At 66.4% G+C, this 17,045-nt stretch carries 16 protein-coding genes; 9 read left to right on the top strand and 7 right to left on the bottom strand.

All coding sequences use genetic code 11. The features are described from left to right. Positions 1-427 (bottom strand): hypothetical protein (locus ACQ7JA_RS07415; protein WP_430896100.1); only part of this gene is annotated, 427 nt, incomplete at its 3' end. Between the two features lie 274 nt (positions 428-701). On the opposite strand from ACQ7JA_RS07415, the gene ACQ7JA_RS07410 reads away from it, so the two are divergent. After that, positions 702-866 (top strand): hypothetical protein, encoded by a 165-nt coding sequence (locus tag ACQ7JA_RS07410; RefSeq protein WP_430896098.1) that lies wholly within the window; start codon positions 702-704, stop codon positions 864-866. Here ACQ7JA_RS07410 and ACQ7JA_RS07405 read toward each other — a convergent pair. From ACQ7JA_RS07405 to ACQ7JA_RS07385, 5 genes are read right to left on the bottom strand one after another with little or no spacing between them, the layout of a single operon-like run. Next, positions 860-2,206: a sulfite reductase subunit alpha gene (locus ACQ7JA_RS07405; RefSeq protein ID WP_430896096.1), complete on the bottom strand. Its 1,347-nt coding sequence runs from the start codon at positions 2,204-2,206 to the stop codon at positions 860-862. The genes ACQ7JA_RS07410 and ACQ7JA_RS07405 overlap by 7 nt on opposite strands. Further along, complete coding sequence (locus ACQ7JA_RS07400) at positions 2,203-3,210, bottom strand: FAD:protein FMN transferase (RefSeq protein WP_430896094.1); 1,008 nt, start codon at positions 3,208-3,210, stop codon at positions 2,203-2,205. Before ACQ7JA_RS07400 ends, ACQ7JA_RS07405 begins: the two co-directional genes overlap by 4 nt. A 5-nt stretch (positions 3,211-3,215) precedes the next feature. Next, positions 3,216-4,037, bottom strand: a complete 822-nt coding sequence (locus ACQ7JA_RS07395) for a DUF4198 domain-containing protein (protein ID WP_430896092.1) — start codon at positions 4,035-4,037, stop codon at positions 3,216-3,218. A 33-nt stretch (positions 4,038-4,070) separates the two neighbouring features. Then, positions 4,071-4,583 carry a DUF2271 domain-containing protein gene (locus tag ACQ7JA_RS07390; RefSeq protein ID WP_430896090.1) on the bottom strand — a complete coding sequence of 171 codons (513 nt, stop codon included), beginning with the start codon at positions 4,581-4,583 and terminating at the stop codon, positions 4,071-4,073. 46 nt (positions 4,584-4,629) lie between these two features. Then, positions 4,630-5,301, bottom strand: coding sequence for a PepSY-associated TM helix domain-containing protein (locus tag ACQ7JA_RS07385; RefSeq protein WP_430896088.1), 672 nt, complete (start codon positions 5,299-5,301; stop codon positions 4,630-4,632). Between the two features lie 278 nt (positions 5,302-5,579). Between ACQ7JA_RS07385 and ACQ7JA_RS07380 the strand changes: the two genes are divergently transcribed. From ACQ7JA_RS07380 to ACQ7JA_RS07355, 6 genes are all read left to right on the top strand, one after another. Next, positions 5,580-8,435 (top strand): 2-oxoglutarate dehydrogenase E1 component, encoded by a 2,856-nt coding sequence (locus ACQ7JA_RS07380; RefSeq protein WP_430896086.1) that lies wholly within the window; start codon positions 5,580-5,582, stop codon positions 8,433-8,435. A 72-nt stretch (positions 8,436-8,507) separates the two neighbouring features. Further along, entirely contained in the window at positions 8,508-9,758 is a 1,251-nt protein-coding gene (gene odhB / locus ACQ7JA_RS07375) for a 2-oxoglutarate dehydrogenase complex dihydrolipoyllysine-residue succinyltransferase (protein ID WP_430896084.1), read from the top strand. Positions 9,759-9,822: 64 nt separating this feature from the next. Beyond that, entirely contained in the window at positions 9,823-10,164 is a 342-nt protein-coding gene (locus ACQ7JA_RS07370) for a PspC domain-containing protein (RefSeq protein ID WP_430896082.1), read from the top strand. Positions 10,165-10,233: 69 nt separating this feature from the next. Then, positions 10,234-11,664, top strand: a complete 1,431-nt coding sequence (gene lpdA / locus ACQ7JA_RS07365; RefSeq protein WP_430896080.1) for a dihydrolipoyl dehydrogenase — start codon at positions 10,234-10,236, stop codon at positions 11,662-11,664. Positions 11,665-11,793: 129 nt separating this feature from the next. Then, entirely contained in the window at positions 11,794-12,891 is a 1,098-nt protein-coding gene (gene zapE, locus ACQ7JA_RS07360; protein ID WP_430896078.1) for a cell division protein ZapE, read from the top strand. A 14-nt stretch (positions 12,892-12,905) separates the two neighbouring features. Continuing rightward, positions 12,906-13,592, top strand: a complete 687-nt coding sequence (locus tag ACQ7JA_RS07355; RefSeq protein WP_430896076.1) for a hypothetical protein — start codon at positions 12,906-12,908, stop codon at positions 13,590-13,592. A gap of 71 nt (positions 13,593-13,663) precedes the next feature. Here the strand turns inward: ACQ7JA_RS07355 and ACQ7JA_RS07350 are convergent, their stop codons facing one another. Beyond that, positions 13,664-14,470, bottom strand: a complete 807-nt coding sequence (locus ACQ7JA_RS07350) for a PP2C family protein-serine/threonine phosphatase (RefSeq protein WP_430896074.1) — start codon at positions 14,468-14,470, stop codon at positions 13,664-13,666. Positions 14,471-14,643: 173 nt separating this feature from the next. On the opposite strand from ACQ7JA_RS07350, the gene ACQ7JA_RS07345 reads away from it, so the two are divergent. Together ACQ7JA_RS07345 and ACQ7JA_RS07340 are read left to right on the top strand one after the other, a co-directional pair. Beyond that, positions 14,644-14,844: a YdcH family protein gene (locus ACQ7JA_RS07345; RefSeq protein ID WP_231057281.1), complete on the top strand. Its 201-nt coding sequence runs from the start codon at positions 14,644-14,646 to the stop codon at positions 14,842-14,844. A gap of 56 nt (positions 14,845-14,900) precedes the next feature. Continuing rightward, complete coding sequence (locus ACQ7JA_RS07340) at positions 14,901-16,943, top strand: ATP-dependent DNA helicase (protein ID WP_430896121.1); 2,043 nt, start codon at positions 14,901-14,903, stop codon at positions 16,941-16,943. The last annotated feature ends 102 nt before the right edge of the window (positions 16,944-17,045 follow it).

Here is a 17,045-nt window from a genome sequence, read left to right as displayed (position 1 = left end):
GACGCAGCAGAGGCGGCACCGTGAAAGGCCTGGGCGTCTCGCCCAGCTCGGTCATCGGGGCGGCAGGGGCCGCGGGCGCCGCCTCTGCTGCGTCGGCGGCCGGTGCGACGGGCGCAACCGGCGCAACCGGCGCGGGCGGGACCGCGAACGCGCGCCGCTCGCGCTCTTGTTCCAGGCGCGCCAGCTCGGTGGCGATCCAGCCGCGTTTCGCCTCGCCCGCAGGGAGGAAGCGCCAGCCCCCCTGCGCACGGTAGCGCGCGGCCAGGGCGGTCGAGAGTTCGTCGAGACGGTCCAGTTCGATGCCGACGGCGTAGTCGCCGAAACTGGCCAGCACGTTCTGGCGCAGCAGGTAGACGGCGCCGGCCGCCACCGTCAGGATGGCGAGCAGGACCGATAAAAAGAGGCGATGGCCGATGGAGAATTTCACGATTGGTCGTCAGTGCCGGAGTCCAGCGGCTTGGTCGATTTGTTCTAAAGCGGAGTGCTGAACGTTCACGATGTTCTACGCAAGGGGCAAGGCAGCCAAAATATTCTCTCCTTATTCTCGGTTTCTTACCAGGCGCCGGACCAGCCCTCGCTGCGTCGTGTGCCCAGGCATGCAACACTGACGCCGAATTTCCGTGGCTGCCGCCTGCGGGTTTCGGCACGGACCCGTCTCGGCCACTTCCGGCTGCGCGGTCATGAATAAACAGGAGGCAACTATGGCATCGAATGAGCAGGGTGGCAACCTGGGCGGCAAGCAGGCCGGCGGCGGCGTGCAGGGCGGTTCGCCCGATCAGCACGCACGGGCCGGCTCGCGACGCCACAAGAACCGGAAGCAAGTAGTACACGGGGCGGCCAAGGCGGCCGCCCTCTCGCATCAATAGACGTCGCGGCGGTAGCGGCCTTCAAGCGTCATCGCCTCGACGCGTTCCGCGCCGAGCACCTCGACCAGGGCCTCGTGCACGCCGCCCGCCATCCCCTGCAGGCTGCCGCACACATAGATGGCGGCGCCTTCCTCGACCCAGCTGCGCAGCACTTGCGCGTGTTCGCGCACCAGGTGCTGCACATAGCGCGGTGTCGACTGGTCGCGCGAGAAGGCGAGGTCGAGCTGGGCCAGGCGGCTGGCGGCCAGCCATCCCTGCAGCTCTTCGCGGCACAGGTAGTCGTGGGCGGCATTGCGCTCGCCAAACAGCAGCCAGTTGTCGCCCTTGCCCGCATCGATGCGCGACTTGATCAGCGCGCGCAGGCCGGCCAGGCCGCTGCCGTTGCCGATCGCGATGAGCGGGCGCGCGGCGTTGCCGTTCAGGCGGAAGCGCCCGTGCGCGCGCACGCGCAGCTTGATCACGTCCGTTTCCATGGCATGGTCGCAGAGCCAGCCCGAGGCCGCGCCCAGGCTGCCGTCTTCGCGCCGCTGCCGGCGCACCATCAGGGCCAGCTCGCCTTCGCCCGGCAGCGAGGCGATCGAGTATTCGCGCGGATGGTCCGGGTCGAGCGGCGCGCTGACCTGGGCCAGGTCGCCGGCTTCCCAGTCTGGCAAGGCGCCGTCGAGCGGCACCAGGCCCAGGCGGTAGAGCGGGGCGCCGGCGCTGCCGGGGTTCATCAGCACGCGGCTGGCGATGCGCCAGTCGCCGTAGCCCGGCGCTTCCCAGTCCGGCGCGTCGCTGGTGCCGGCCAGGCGGCCGACGTGGTGCTGCCACTCGGCCAGCGCGTCGCCATTGCCGCGATCGACCTCGATGCGATCGAACAGGGGCGTCGCGCCGTGCGCGGCCAGCCAGCCGTCCAGGGCGCGGCCGAAGCCGCAATAGTTCGTATAGCTGCTGTCGCCCAGCGCCAGCACCGCGTAGTGCAGGTGGGAGAGATTGGGCGTGGTGCCCATGGTCTGGGCGGCGAAACGCGCGCCGCTGTCGGGCGCGTCGCCTTCTCCATAGGTGCTGACGATGAACAGCACCCGCGTGGCGCTACCCAGGGCGCCGGCGTCGAGTTCGGACATGCAGGCCGCGCGCGCCGACAGGCCGCCCGTGCGCATCGTCTCGGCGGTGCGCTCGGCCAGGTATTCGGCGCTGCCGGTCTGGGTCGCGTGGACGACCAGCCAGTCGGCAGTGCCGGTGGAAACGCTACGGCGCGCGCTCGCGCGGGCGCGCCAGATGGCGGCGCACATGGCCAGGTAGCCGCCCGACAGGGCAAGCGCGCTCCCCAGGCGTACGGGATCGATGGTCAGGATCATTGCAGCAGTTCGCGCCAGGCGCTGGAAGTGGATTCCTGCAGGGCGCCGTCACGGCGGACCAGGTAGCGGGCGGCGATGCCGCGCGCGTCGGCAAAGGCCAGGCCCGCCTCGACGCCCATCACGGTGAGCGCGGTGGACAGGGCGTCGGCCGCCATGCAGGTGGAGGCCACCACGGTGGTCGAGGCCACGTGGTTGGCGATCGGGCGTCCGCTGCGCGGGTCCAGCGTGTGCGAGACGCGGCGCGGGCCGTGGTGAAAATAGCTGCGGTAGTCGCCCGAGGTGGCGACCGCCAACCCGTGCAGGGCGACGATGGCCTGGCTCGGGTTGTCGCCCGCGTCCGGCACGCCTTCGATCTCGACCCACCAGGGTTCGCCGCCCGGCTTGACGCCGGCGCCGCGCAGCTCGCCGCCCACCTCGACCAGGTAGTGGCGCACCCCGAGGCGCTCCAGGCACAGGCCAAGGCGGTCCACGCCATAGCCCTTGGCGATCGAGGACAGGTCGAGCACGGCGCCGCCCGGCTGCAGCAGGCGGCGGCCTGCGCGGTCGAGCTGCGGCGTCGCGCCGGCCCGCCGGGCGAGCGCGGAGGCGACCTCGCCGTTCCCAGGCGTCGAGAATCCGGCCTGGCTGTGGCGGCCGGTGGGACCGAAGCCCCACAGGTTCACCAGCAGCCCCGCGGCCGGGTCGTAGGCGCCCGCACTGTCATCAAACACCCGCAGCGCGAAGTCGATCACCTCGAAGAATTCGGGCGGCAGCGCATGCCAGCTGCCGGCCGGCGCCCGGTTGTAGCGCGCCAGCAGCGAGTCCTGGTCCCAGTGGCTCATCTGGTCGACCACGCCATCCAGCTCGCGCTGGAGCAGGGCGGCCAGGTCCACGTCCACGTCGGGCGGGACCACCATCTGGGCCGACCAGCTCGTGCCCATGCTGCGGCCCTCCGCCTTCGTCAGGCGGCTGCCCAGCGGCGGCATCGCCAGGTCGATCGTGTGGGGGACCAGGACGTCGCGCATCGGCCTTATTGCGGCAGGACTTCGAAGGTCGCCGCGTAGGTGTAGCGCTTGGCCGGCGCCTGCTGCTGGGGGGCGCCGCGTTCGCCGCCCGGATAGGCGGCGTTCAGCCAGTACATGTTCGCCGCCGGCACGGTGAAGCTGGCTTCGCCCTTGGCGTCGGTGGTCAGGCGCTGCTCGCCCGAGGAGCCGCGGTACTTGGCGGTGCCCGGGGTCACGCTGAAGGCCAGGTTGGCGGCCGGCTTGCCGTCGAGCTGGAAGCGGACCTTGATCGGCTCGCCGACGCGCAGGTCGGTCGGGTGGGTGACCGGGACCAGCTCGAGGCCGGCGCCGCTCGGCTTGAGGGCGGTCTCGTTCATCTTGTTGGCCGAGACGAAGGTCTCGAGGCGGGTCTGCACCTGCGTGGTCTGCACCTCGGTGGCGCCGGCCGGGATCTGCACTTGCGGGCTGCCCTGGGCGCCGCGGAAGCGCTTGGTCTCGCCGTTCAGCTTGTAGCTGCCCATTACGTTGTTGTTGACGATCGCCAGGCGATAGGTGCCGTCCTTCGGCAGGCGCAGGTCGAGGGTGCTGCGGAACTTGCCCAGCACCGCGCCTTCGGCCTTGGTGGTGTTGCCGTCCGGGTCGGTGATCATCAGGTTGTCCAGGCGCAGCGGCGCGTGGTTGAACTCGAACAGCTGGTTCGAGATGCCGGCGTCGAGCGAGACCCAGGCTTCCTTCGAGTCGACCATGGTGGCGTTCGGCAGCAGCCAGGCGTTGTGGGCCTGGGCGCTGAAGGACAGGCCGGCGATCAGGCCGAGGGCGATGGTCTTGGTGAGGCGCTGCAGTTGCATGAAGTTCTCCTGTTGTCTTTGTTTGATAATCGCTTACTGGATCTGGAGCGCGATGGCGCCCAGTTCTTCCTTGCCCGCCGCACTGGCGTCGACCTTGCCCTTGCCCGTCCAGCTGAAGGGCACCTTGACCACTTCACGGCCGCCCGATTCGCGCGAGGCCTCCACCACCAGGGTGTAGTCGCCGGCCGGCAGCTTGTCCAGGCCGGTTTTGGCGCCGTCGAACTTCATGGTGTGGGTGCCCGGCGCGCGGGTCGCGCCGCTGACGCCGTCGATCGGCATGGTGGCCTCGCGTCCCGCCTTGCGCCACCAGGAGCGCAGGTCCTTCAGCCACTTCTCGCCTTCCTTGTTCTTCATCTTGACGTCGTAGAGCACGGCCAGGTTCGCGGCCACGGCCTGGTCGGCCTTCTCGACCCAGATCGCGACGTAGGGCTTGTGGTATTCGGCGACGTTCAGGCGCGGCAGCTCGAACTTGACGGACAGGTCGGCGGCCGTGGCCCAGCTGGAAGCCAGCGGCAGCGTCAGGGCGAGCGAGTGGGACAGTTTCATCGGATTGCCTTATATATAAAGGTGGACTATTTGCTTAACTTCTAAATCAGTGCACGAAGAGCAGGGCGATCACGGCCGGCAGTACGATGCCGAAGCCGATCACCGGCCAGGTCGAGGGACGATTCGCGGCGTGGTATTTCAGGATCAGGAAGCCGGTGAGGCAGAAGATCACGCAGGCGATCGCGAAGATATCGATGAACCAGCTCCACACCTCACCCGTATTGCGGCCCTTGTGCATGTCATTGAGCCAGGAGATCCAGCCGCGGTCGGTCCGCTCGTATTCGGCGCCGCCGTCCACGGCGATGCGCAGCCAGGCGTCGCCGCCGGGGCGGGGCAGGGCGATATAGGCGTCTTGCTCGCTCCATTCGGCGCGCTTGCCGCGCACGTCCACGGGGAAGGAGGCGTTGGCCCAGTCCGCGATCTCGCTCGGCAGCGGCACCTCGGCGTCCGCGTGCTCGAGGGCGTACTGTTCCAGCTGGGCGCGCAGGGGCGCGGGCAGGTCGGCCTTCAGGCGGGTGACCTCGGGCTTGGCCTCGATCTGGGCCGCGTGGTTCAGGGTGAAGCCGGTGAAACTGAACAGCAACATGGCCATCAGGCAGATCGCCGAACTGATCCAATGCCATTGATGCAACTGCTTTAAGTACATGGCGCGACGCGCGCCGGGGAGGGCGGCGGCCGGGTTCGCCGGGGTGGAGGTGGTAGGACCAGATGAGTTCATCTTCAAATGATAACGATTATCATTTACCTGGTCAACCAGGGAATGTCGCTTTACAAATAGAAATAAATAATTTATGGACGTAGTGTCCGCCTTGACTAACGCCTTGCGTTACAATACCCAGCGCTAATTAGGCAGGACGGCGCGCAGCCGTCCCCGGAATTCGTCCTTCCCCCACAACTTGATGTAGTAAGTGCGATCCGCTAACCGGTCAGGCCGTGTCGCGGAAGGTTAGACTAACCCGCCCCACACTCGCGAAGCGCGAAGAAAGGTGAGCAAGAATGATGCAGCAACAAACAGCCAACTCCTACCTGTTCGGCGGTAATGCGCCGTACGTGGAAGAGTTGTACGAGGCCTATCTGAACAATCCGGGATCGGTCCCGGACAACTGGCGCGCCTATTTCGACCAGATGCAGCACGTGCCTGCGGTCGACGGCAGCGCCCGCCCGGACGTGGTGCACGCGTCCGTCATCGCCTCGTTCGCGGAACGCGCCAAGCAGGGCCCGATCCGTACCGTGACCGCCAACCAGGACCCGGAACTGGGCCGCAAGCGCGTCGCCGTCACCCAGCTGATCGCCGCCTACCGCTACCTCGGCTCGCGCTGGGCCAACCTGGACCCGCTGCAGCGCCAGGAGCGTCCGCCCCTGCCGGAACTCGACCCGGCCTTCTACGGCTTCACCGAAGCGGACCTGGACACCGTCTTCAACATCAGCAATACCTATTTCGGCAAGGAAACCGCGCCCCTGCGCGACATCCTGAACTGGCTGCGCGATACCTACTGCCGCTCGATCGGCGCCGAGTTCATGTACATCAGCGATCCGACCGAAAAGCGCTGGCTGCAGGAACGCCTGGAGTCGATCCGCTCGACCCCGACCTTCTCGGCCGACAAGAAGAAGCACATCCTCGAGCGACTCACCGCGGCCGAAGGCCTGGAGCGCTACCTCCACACCAAGTACGTCGGCGCCAAGCGTTTCTCGCTGGAAGGCGGCGAATCCTTCATCGCCTCGATCGACGAAGTCATCCAGCGCGCCGGTGAAAAGGGCGTGCAGGAAATCGTCATCGGCATGGCCCACCGCGGCCGCCTGAACGTGCTGGTCAACACCCTGGGCAAGAGCCCGGCCGACCTGTTCGAAGAATTCGAGGGCAAGCACGCCGACGACCTGCCGGCGGGCGACGTGAAATACCACCAGGGCTTCTCGAGCGACATCTCGACCCCGGGCGGCCCGGTCCACCTGTCGCTGGCCTTCAACCCGTCGCACCTCGAGATCGTCAACCCGGTCGTCGAAGGTTCGGTCAAGGCGCGCATGGAACGCCGCGGCGACCGCAAGGGCAAGGAAGTGCTGCCGATCCTGGTGCACGGCGACGCCGCATTCGCCGGCCAGGGCGTGGTCATGGAAACCCTGAACCTGGCCCAGACCCGCGGCTACGGCACCGGCGGCACCGTCCACATCGTCATCAACAACCAGATCGGCTTCACCACCTCGGACCCGCGCGATGCCCGTTCGACCATCTACTGCTCGGACGTCGTCAAGATGATCGAAGCACCGGTGCTGCACGTGAACGCCGATGATCCGGAAGCGGTCGTGCTGGCCTCGCAGCTGGCGATGGACTACCGCACCGAATTCGGCAAGGACGTGGTCGTGGACATCGTCTGCTACCGCAAACTGGGCCACAACGAGCAGGACACCCCGGCGCTGACCCAGCCGCTGATGTACAAGAAGATCGCCAAGCACCCGGGCACCCGCAAGCTGTACGCGGAGAAGCTGTCGGCGCAGGGCACCGTGCCGCCGGAAACCGGTGACCAGCTGGTCGCCGAGTTCCGCGCCGCGATGGACGCGGGCAAGCACACCAACGATCCGGTGCTGACCAACTTCAAGGGCAAGTACGCCGTCGACTGGGCGCCGTTCCTGAACAAGAAGTGGACCGACGCGGCCGACACCGCCGTGCCGATCACCGAACTGAAGCGCCTGGCCGAACGCATCACCAAGGTCCCGGAAAACTTCAAGCCGCACTCGCTGGTCGAGAAGGTCCTGAACGACCGCGCCACCATGGGCCGCGGCGAGATGAACCTCGACTGGGGCATGGGCGAGCACCTGGCATTCGCTTCGCTGCTGTCCTCGGGCTACGCCGTCCGCCTGTCGGGCCAGGACGCCGGCCGCGGCACCTTCGTGCACCGCCACGCCGTGCTGCACGACCAGAACCGCGAACGCTGGGACCAGGGCATTTACCTGCCGCTGGCCAACATCTCGGACAACCAGGCCAACTTCACCGTGATCGACTCGGTGCTGTCGGAAGAAGCGGTGCTCGGCTTCGAGTACGGCTACTCGACCGCCGAACCGAACACGCTGACCATCTGGGAAGCCCAGTTCGGCGACTTCGTCAACGGCGCCCAGGTCGTCATCGACCAGTTCATCGCCTCGGGCGAAGCGAAGTGGGGCCGCGCCTCGGGCCTGACCATGATGCTGCCGCACGGCTATGAAGGCCAGGGTCCGGAGCACTCGTCGGCACGTATCGAGCGCTTCCTGCAGCTGTGCGCCGACAACAATATGCAAGTGGTGCAGCCGACCACGGCCGCCCAGATCTTCCACCTGCTGCGCCGCCAGATGGTGCGCCAGTTCCGCAAGCCTTTGGTCATCTTCACGCCGAAGTCGCTGCTGCGTAACAAGGACGCCGGCTCGCCGCTGACCGACCTGGCCAAGGGCGGCTTCCAGACCGTCATCGGCGAAGTCGACGAGAAGATCGAGGCCTCGAAAGTCAAGCGCGTGCAGGTCTGCTCGGGCAAGGTCTACTACGACCTGGTCAACACCCGCAAGGCGCGCAACGCCAACGACGTGGCCATCGTTCGTATCGAACAGATGTATCCGTTCCCGCACAAGTCCTTCGCCGCGGAGCTGAAGAAGTATCCGAACGCGACGGAAGTGGTGTGGGTGCAGGACGAGCCGCAGAACCAGGGTCCGTGGTTCCAGATCCAGCACAACGTCTTCGAAAGCATGGAAGACGGCCAGCGCCTGGCATATGCAGGCCGCGCCGCTTCCTCGTCGCCTGCGGTCGGTTACGCCGACAAGCACGCGGCGCAGCAGAAGGAACTGCTGGAGACCGCGTTCTCCAAACTCAAAGGTTTCATCCTGACCAAGTAAGAAGAAAAACACCACTGCCCCGGGCCTCGGTCCGGGGCCTTTGCACAGAATACTTAACGGAGCTACACACAAATGGCACAAATCGAAGTCAAGGTCCCCCAACTGTCGGAATCGGTTGCTGAAGCGACCCTCCTGTCCTGGCACAAGAAAGTCGGCGAGAAGGTCTCGCGCGACGAGAACATGATCGACATCGAGACCGACAAGGTGGTCCTGGAACTGCCGGCCCCGAACGAAGGCGTGATCGTCCAGCTGCTCAAGGCCGACGGCGCCACCGTCGTGTCGGGCGAAGTCATCGCCATCATCGACACCGAAGCGTCGGCTCAGACCAGCCCGCTGGAAGTGAAGCCGATCCCGTCGGCCGCGCCGAACGCTCCGATCGAAGCCCCGGCCGCCGGCGCATCGACCGGCTCGAAGGGCGACGTCGCCATGCCGGCCGCCGCCAAGATCCTGGCCGACAACAACATGAGCGCATCGGATGCCACCGGCACCGGCCGCGACGGCCGCGTGACCAAGGGCGATGCCCTGGCCGCTGTCGCCAACAAGCCGGCGCAAGCTTCGGCACCGGCTCCTGCCGCCAAGCCGGCGCTGCAGCAAGTCGCCGCACCGAGCGCCAACCTGGGCGACCGTCCGGAAGAGCGCGTGCCGATGAGCCGCCTGCGCGCCCGTATCGCCGAGCGCCTGCTGCAATCGCAACAGACCAACGCCATCCTGACCACCTTCAACGAAGTGAACATGGCTCCGGTCATGGAACTGCGTAACAAGTACAAGGACAAGTTCGAGAAAGAACACGGCGTCAAGCTGGGCTTCATGTCCTTCTTCGTCAAGGCCGCCGTCGCCGCACTGAAGAAGTACCCGATCCTGAACGCATCGGTCGACGGTAACGACATCGTCTACCACGGCTACTTCGACATCGGTATCGCCGTCGGTTCGCCGCGCGGCCTGGTGGTGCCGATCCTGCGCAACGCCGACCAGCTGTCGATCGCCGAGATCGAGAAGAAGATCGGCGAATTCGGCCAGAAAGCCAAGGACGGCAAGCTGACCCTGGAAGACCTGAACGGCGGTACCTTCTCGATCTCGAACGGCGGCGTGTTCGGCTCGATGCTGTCGACCCCGATCATCAACCCGCCGCAGTCGGCGATCCTGGGCGTGCACGCGACCAAGGACCGCGCTGTCGTGGAGAACGGCCAGATCGTGATCCGTCCGATGAACTACCTGGCGATGTCCTACGACCACCGCATCATCGACGGCCGCGAAGCCGTGCTGGGCCTGGTGGCCATGAAGGACGCGCTGGAAGATCCGGCCCGCCTGCTGCTCGATCTGTAATCAGTCATCCACTTCGCCGGCGCGCTGCCTGGCGCGCCGTGCGGTCAGTTTGAAGGAGTAGGGCATGAATCTGTCTGACGAAATCAAGCGGCTGCACGAGCTGCACCAGGCCGGCGCGCTGAGCGACGCCGAATTCGAACAGGCCAAGACCCGGGTGCTGTCTTCCAGCCCCGCGTCTCCCGGCGTGAACCTGAACAAGAATGGCGAGAGCGTCATCGGCAGCAACCTCAACACGCTGCGCCGCTCGCGCCTGGACCGCTGGATCGGCGGCGTCTGCGGCGGCCTCGCGGTTGCCACCGGCGTCGAGACCTGGCTGTGGCGCCTGATGTTCGTGCTGTTCACCCTGACCTTCGGCTTCGGCGTTGCGATTTACGTGCTGTTGTGGATTTTCGTTCCCGAAGAATAAACAAGCCGGTCCCCGCAGGCAGTGCGCCTTGAAGTGCGCGCCCGCCGGCCGGCCCCAAAAGGAATCAACATGAGTGACAAACAATTTGACGTCGTCGTGATCGGCGGCGGTCCTGGCGGCTACATCGCTGCCATCCGTGCAGCGCAGCTGGGCTTCAAGACCGCCTGCATCGACGAGTGGAGCAACGCAGCCGGCAAACCGGCCCCGGGCGGCACCTGCACCAACGTCGGCTGCATCCCGTCGAAAGCGCTGCTGCAATCGTCGGAACACTTCGAGCACGCCGGCCACGCCTTCGGCGAGCACGGCATCAAGGTTTCGGGCCTGGAGCTCGACCTGGCCACCATGCTCAAGCGCAAGGACACCATCGTCAAGCAGAACAACGACGGCATCCTGTTCCTGTTCAAGAAGAACAAGGTCACCTTCTTCCACGGCCGCGGCGCCTTCGCCGGCAAGGCCGATGGCGGCTACACCATCAACGTCAGCGGCCCGACCACCGACACCATCACCGCCAAGAACGTGGTCGTCGCGACCGGTTCGAACGCACGCCAGCTGCCGGGCGCGGAATTCGACGAGAAGATCATCCTGTCGAACGCCGGCGCACTGGCGATCGATGCCGTGCCCGGTAAACTCGGCGTGATCGGCGCCGGCGTCATCGGCCTGGAAATGGGCTCGGTGTGGCGCCGCGTGGGCGCCGATGTCACCGTGCTGGAAGGCCTGCCGACCTTCCTCGGCGCGGTCGACGAGCAGATCGCCAAGGAAGCGCACAAGCTGTTCACCAAGCAGGGCCTGAAGATCAACCTGGGCTGCAAGATCGGCAAGATCACCAAGGGCGCGAACGACGTCACCGTCGAATACGCGGACAGCACCGGCGCGGAGCAGAAGGCTACCTTCGACCGGCTGATCATCTCGATCGGCCGCGTGCCGAACACCATCGGCCTGGGTGGCGAGACCGTCGGCCTGCAGCTGGACGAGCGCGGCTTCGTGGTCGTCGACGACGAGTGCCGCACCAGCCTGCCGGGCGTGTGGGCGGTGGGCGACGTCGTGCGCGGCCCGATGCTGGCGCACAAGGCGGAAGAAGAGGGCGTCGCGGTCGCCGAGCGCATCGCCGGCCAGCACGGCCACGTCAACTTCAACACCATCCCCTGGGTCATCTACACCTCGCCGGAAATCGCGTGGGTCGGCAAGACCGAGCAGCAGCTGAAGGCCGAAGGCGTGTCGTACAAGGCCGGCACCTTCCCGTTCATGGCCAACGGCCGTGCGCGCGCGCTGGGCGATACCTCGGGCATGGTGAAGTTCCTGGCCGATGCCGCCACCGATGAAATCCTGGGCGTGCACATCGTCGGCCCGGTCGCCTCCGAGCTGATCTCGGAAGCCGTCGTCGCGATGGAGTTCAAGGCCTCGTCGGAAGACATCGCCCGCATCTGCCACGCACACCCGTCGCTGTCGGAAGCCGTCAAGGAAGCCGCGCTGGCGGTGGACAAGCGGTCGCTTAATTTCTAAGGCTTTACCGTAGGGTGGGCGGTCCCCGCCCACGCGTTCAGATCACGTGTCATGGCCCGCTCCGTGGCTCATCACCGTGCGTTGAACGCGTGGGCGGGGGACCGCCCACCCTACGTTTACACCGTCGCTATGAACGTTCAAGAGTATTACCAGCACGCTCTCACCGAGCGCGGCTTCAAGTCCGACCCGGCCCAGGCTGCCGCGGTCGATCGCCTGCAGCAGGCGTACGACGACTGGGTCCAGTACAAGGCCCAGCGGTCGTCCGCTTTCAAGCGCCTCATCAACCGTCCCGACGTGCCGAAGGGCGTGTACATGTGGGGCGGGGTGGGGCGCGGCAAGTCCTTCCTGATGGACTCCTTCTATTCGGTGGTGCCGGTGGTGAGGAAGACGCGCCTGCACTTCCACGAATTCATGCGCGCCGTCCACCGCCAGCTGGACGAACTGAAAGGCGTGGCCGACCCGCTCGACGAGGTTGCGAAGCGCATCGCGAAAAAATACCGCCTGATCTGCTTCGACGAATTCCACGTCTCGGACATCGCCGACGCGATGATTCTTTACAACCTGCTCAAGGCCCTGTTCGACAATGGCGTCTCCTTCGTCATGACCTCGAACTACGAACCCTCGACCCTGTACCCGGACGGCCTGCACCGCGACCGCATGCTGCCGACCATCGCGCTGCTCAAGGAAAAGCTCGACATCCTCAACGTCGACGCCGGCAACGACTACCGCAAGCGCGCGCTGGAGCAGGTGCAGGCCTACTACATGCCGCTCGACGCCAGGTCCGACCACGCGCTGCGCGAAGCCTACGCGAAGGTGGCCGACACCGCCGACGAGAGCCCGATCGTGCACATCGAGAACCGCGAGATCCGCGCGCTGCGCCGCGCGGGCGGCGTGATCTGGTTCGATTTCGCGACCCTGTGCGGCGGCCCGCGCTCGCAGAACGACTACCTGGAACTGGCCTCGCGCTTCCACACCGTGATCCTGTCCGGCATCCCGGCGATGTCGGCCGGCCAGTCCTCGGAGGCGCGCCGCTTCACCTGGCTGATCGACGTGTTCTACGACCACAAGGTCAAGCTGATCATGTCGGCCGCCGTCGAGCCGGAAGAGCTCTACACCCGGGGTATGCTGGCGAACGAATTCCACCGCACCGTCTCGCGTATCATTGAAATGCAGTCGCGCGAGTACATGCTGGCCGAGCGCCGCGGCGCCGCCGACGCCATCGCCTGAATCGAAAGGAAACCATGACCTCACTTTCCGCATTGCGTGTTCTGGCAGCGCTTGCCCTTGGCGCGAGCCTGGCCGCCTGCGCCACGCCGGAACCGGGCGCCTCCGTGGCGGCGATCGAGCCGACCACCTCGGTGGAACAGGCCGACGCTCGCCTGGCCGCGGTGGCGCAAGAGCGCGCCGCGATCGAGGCGCGCTACGCCGAGCGCGAAGCCGTCTGCTACGACAAGTTCTTCGTCAACAACTGCCTGGATGAGGCCAAGGAGCGCCGCCGCGTGGCCCTGGTCGCCCAGCGCAATATCGAAATCGAAGCCGAGCGCTTCAAGCGCCGCGTGAAGGTGGAAGAGCGCGACCGCGAGATCGCGGCGGCCGAGGCCGAGTACAAGGCCGAGGAAGCCCGCCTGGCGGCCGAACCGGCGGCCGCGCCGCGCGAGACCACGGCCCTGCCGCCGCCGAAGCCGTCCCCGGCCGCCTCGCGCATGGCGCGCCGCAATGCCAGGGCGCAGGAAGAGGCCGCACGCGCACCGCAGGAGGCGGCGCGGGCCGCGGCCAGCGCGGCCGCTTTCGAGGAGCGCAAGCGCAAGTCGGAGCAGAAGCAGAAAGAGGTCGCCCGGCGCGTGGCCGAGCGCGAAGCGAAGGCTGCCGCGCGCAAGGCCGAGGAAGCGAAGAAAAAGGCCGCTACGCCGGCACCCGCTGGAAAGTAAGCAGGTCGCTAGCGCCAGTCATCGCCTTTGGCGCAAAGACCGGCGCCGGCAGGCAACGTCGCCGGGTGGCTTCAGACCGGCCGCGCGACCCGCGGCGCAACGCCATCCTGCGCCGGCTTGACCAGCTTCACGATCGCCATCGTGCAGTTCCCGCCCTTGCCCTGGGAACGCTCGGCAGCCTTGTTGATCAGCATTTCCGAAGCCTGGCGCGGCGTCGCCTTGTGGGTCGCCGCCCCCAGCTCCGCGTCAGTGAAGAAGTGCCACAGGCCGTCCGTGCACAGCAGGAAAGCGTCGCCCGGCGCCAGGCCCGTGTGGCTGCCGATGGTCACATGGGGTTCCTTGCGGCTATTGCCCATCACATTGAGCAGAAGCTTGGATTTGCGGTGATTGCGGGCCGCTTCTTCCGGCAGGCGGTCGCTCGAGACCAGGTGTTCGATATAGGCCGCGTCATTGGTCCGCGTGAGGCATTTGCCTTCCGCAAAGCGGTACAGGCGCGAGTCGCCCACGTGGGCCCAGACCGCCTCGCGGTGCGGCGTCAATACCAGGCCGACGAAGCTGGCATGCGCCTCGACTTGCTCATTTCCTTTTCCCATCACGGCATTCATCTTCATGACGAGGTGGGTTTCGCCGACGATCTCGCGCAGCAGTTCGCCGATGCGTTCCAGGCTCGGATGGTCGCCCGGCTTGAATTCGTCGAAGACCTGGCGCGCCGTGTGCAGCACCTGCTCGGAACCGGCGCTGCCGCCGATCCCGTCCGACAGCACCGCCAGGACGTAACCGGGGGCGCGGGCGCCGGTCATCAAGGCAACGCGGTCGTTCTGCTGCGGGCGGTTCCCGATGTGTTGCGCGGTTCCCGCTTCGATCTTGTAAGTTGTCATAAATAGCTTGTTTTCCTGGCGCCCGCGCCAATCTTTGTTGGCGGCAACCTCAGCGTAGATTAAACTATGCACTGAGAAGCCCCGGTGTTGCAAGCCGAACACCCGCGCGGCTGCCAGCCTCCGGCGCGCCGCGCCATTCGATCCCGCAAACGCTTTTGACCAGAACAGCAATCATGACCGACGTCCAGGACCTCCAGCGCCGTATCATTGAACTCGACGTGGAACACCGCGACCTCGATGCTGTCATCTCCATGCTGACTGCCGATGGCCATGCCGACCAGCTCCAGCTGCGCCGTTTGAAGAAACGTAAGCTGCAGCTGAAGGATCATATTACGCTGCTGAAGATGCAGCTTGTCCCCGATATTCCCGCCTGAACAAGGCGTCCACCGAAGCACGCATTTTGACCGACGACCTCCCCACCGGCACCGCCGTGGCGCAGCAGCAGCCTCAACAGCAGGGCGATGTCCTGCCTGCCGCCGCCCGTCCTCCGGGTAAATACGACGACGAGCTCGACCGCCTGTTCGGGGCGGGAGGCCCGCTCGCGCCCAACGTCGGCACCTACAAACCGCGCCAGTCGCAGACCGAGATGGCCAAGGCCATCGCCTCGGCCATCGCCGAGCAGAAGGTGCTCATGGCCGAGGCCGGCACTGGCACGGGCAAGACCTTCGCCTACCTGGTCCCGGCCCTGCTGTGGGGCGGCAAGACCATCATCTCGACCGGCACCAAGAACCTGCAGGACCAGTTGTTTTTGCGCGACATCCCGACCATCCGCGCCGCCCTGCGCGCGCCGGTCTCGGTGGCCCTGCTCAAGGGGCGCTCGAACTACGTCTGCCACTTCCACCTCGAGCGCACGCTGAACAATGGCCGCCTGACCTCGCGCGACGACGTCGGCCACCTGCGCGAGATCTCGCGCTTCATCAAGATGACGCAGTCGGGCGACAAGGCCGAACTGGCCAAGGTGCCCGAGACTGCCACGGTCTGGAACCTCGTCACCTCCACCCGCGACAGCTGCATGGGCGCGGAATGCCAGTACTACCAGGACTGCTTCGTGATGAAGGCGCGCAGGGAAGCGCAACAAGCCGACGTGGTGGTCGTCAATCACCACCTGTTCTTCGCCGACGTGGCGCTGAAGGATACCGGCGTGGCCGAACTGCTGCCGTCGGCGAACACCATCATCTTCGACGAGGCGCACCAGCTGCCCGATACCGCGACCCTGTTCTTCGGCCAGTCGGTGTCGACCTCGCAGGTGCTGGAACTGTGCCGCGACGTGCTGGCCGAAGGCCTGGCGCATGCGCGCGGGCCGGACTGGGCCAAGGTGGTCACGGTGGTGGAGAAGGCCGCGCGCGACCTGCGACTCTCCTTTCCGGACGGCGGCATCCGCCTCTCGCTGCCGCAGATCCTGCCGACCTCGAATTTCTTCCCGGCGCTGGACAAGCTCAAGGAAGAACTCTCCGGCATGATCACCGTGCTGGAAGAACACGCGGCGCGCGCCGAGACCGTCGAGGCCTGCCGCGTGCGCGCCCAGGAACTGGCTGCGTCCTTCGAGGCGTGGAAGCCCGATCCCAAGAAAGGGAAGATGGTCGGCGACGACGCGGCCGTGCTGTGGGTCGAGGCTTTCTCGTCCTCGCTGCAGCTGCACAAGACGCCGCTGTCGATCGCGCCGATCTTCTCCGGCCAGAGGGAGGGTACGCCGCGCAGCTGGATCTTCACGTCCGCGACGCTGGCCGTGAAGAACGACTTCAAGCACTTCTCCGACCAGATGGGCCTGACGGGCGAGCCGGCCATGACCTGGCCGAGCCCCTTCAACTACGGCGAGCAGGGCATCCTCTACGTGCCGACCGGCCTGCCGGAACCGAACTCGATGCACTACACCGACGCCTGCGTCGACACGGCGCTGCCGGTGATCGAGGCGGCCGGCGGGCGCACCTTCTTCCTGTGCACGACCATCCGGGCCGTGAACAAGGTGGCCGAGCGCCTGCGCGCCGAATTCGCGGAGCGCGGCCTGGATTTCCCGCTCTTCGTGCAGGGCGAGCGTGGCCGCACCGAGCTGCTCGATTCCTTCCGCAACGCCGGCAACGCCGTGCTGGTGGGCAGCCAGAGCTTCTGGGAAGGCGTCGACGTGCGCGGCGACGCGCTCTCGCTCGTCATCATCGACAAGCTGCCCTTCGCCCCGCCGGACGACCCGGTGCTGGCGGCGCGCATCGAGGTGATGGAAAAGCAGGGCATGAACGGCTTCATGCATCACCAGCTGCCGGAAGCGATCATTACGCTCAAGCAGGGCGCGGGACGCCTGATCCGCGACGTGGAAGACCGCGGCGTGCTGATGATCTGCGATCCGCGCCTCATCACCAAGCCCTATGGACGGCGCATCTGGCAAAGCCTGCCGCCGTTCAGGCGCACGCGGGTGCAGGCGGATGTGATCGAGTTTTTCCAGCCCGGGACGATCGCCGACGCGGCGGACCTGAACGCCTAGGTTTACCGTAGGGTGGGCGGGGTAATTTCGGGCAATGCCCGGAATTACGGACGCCCACGCGTTCAAATTACGTATCCCGGCCCGCTCCGTGGTTGGAAATCC

The sequence above is a fragment of the Massilia sp. BKSP1R2A-1 genome (genome assembly GCF_050586525.1).
Classification (GTDB): Bacteria; Pseudomonadota; Gammaproteobacteria; order Burkholderiales; family Burkholderiaceae_D; genus Telluria.
The sequence above is the reverse complement of the archived record's forward strand: the minus strand, read 5'-3'. Positions and strand labels throughout refer to the sequence as shown.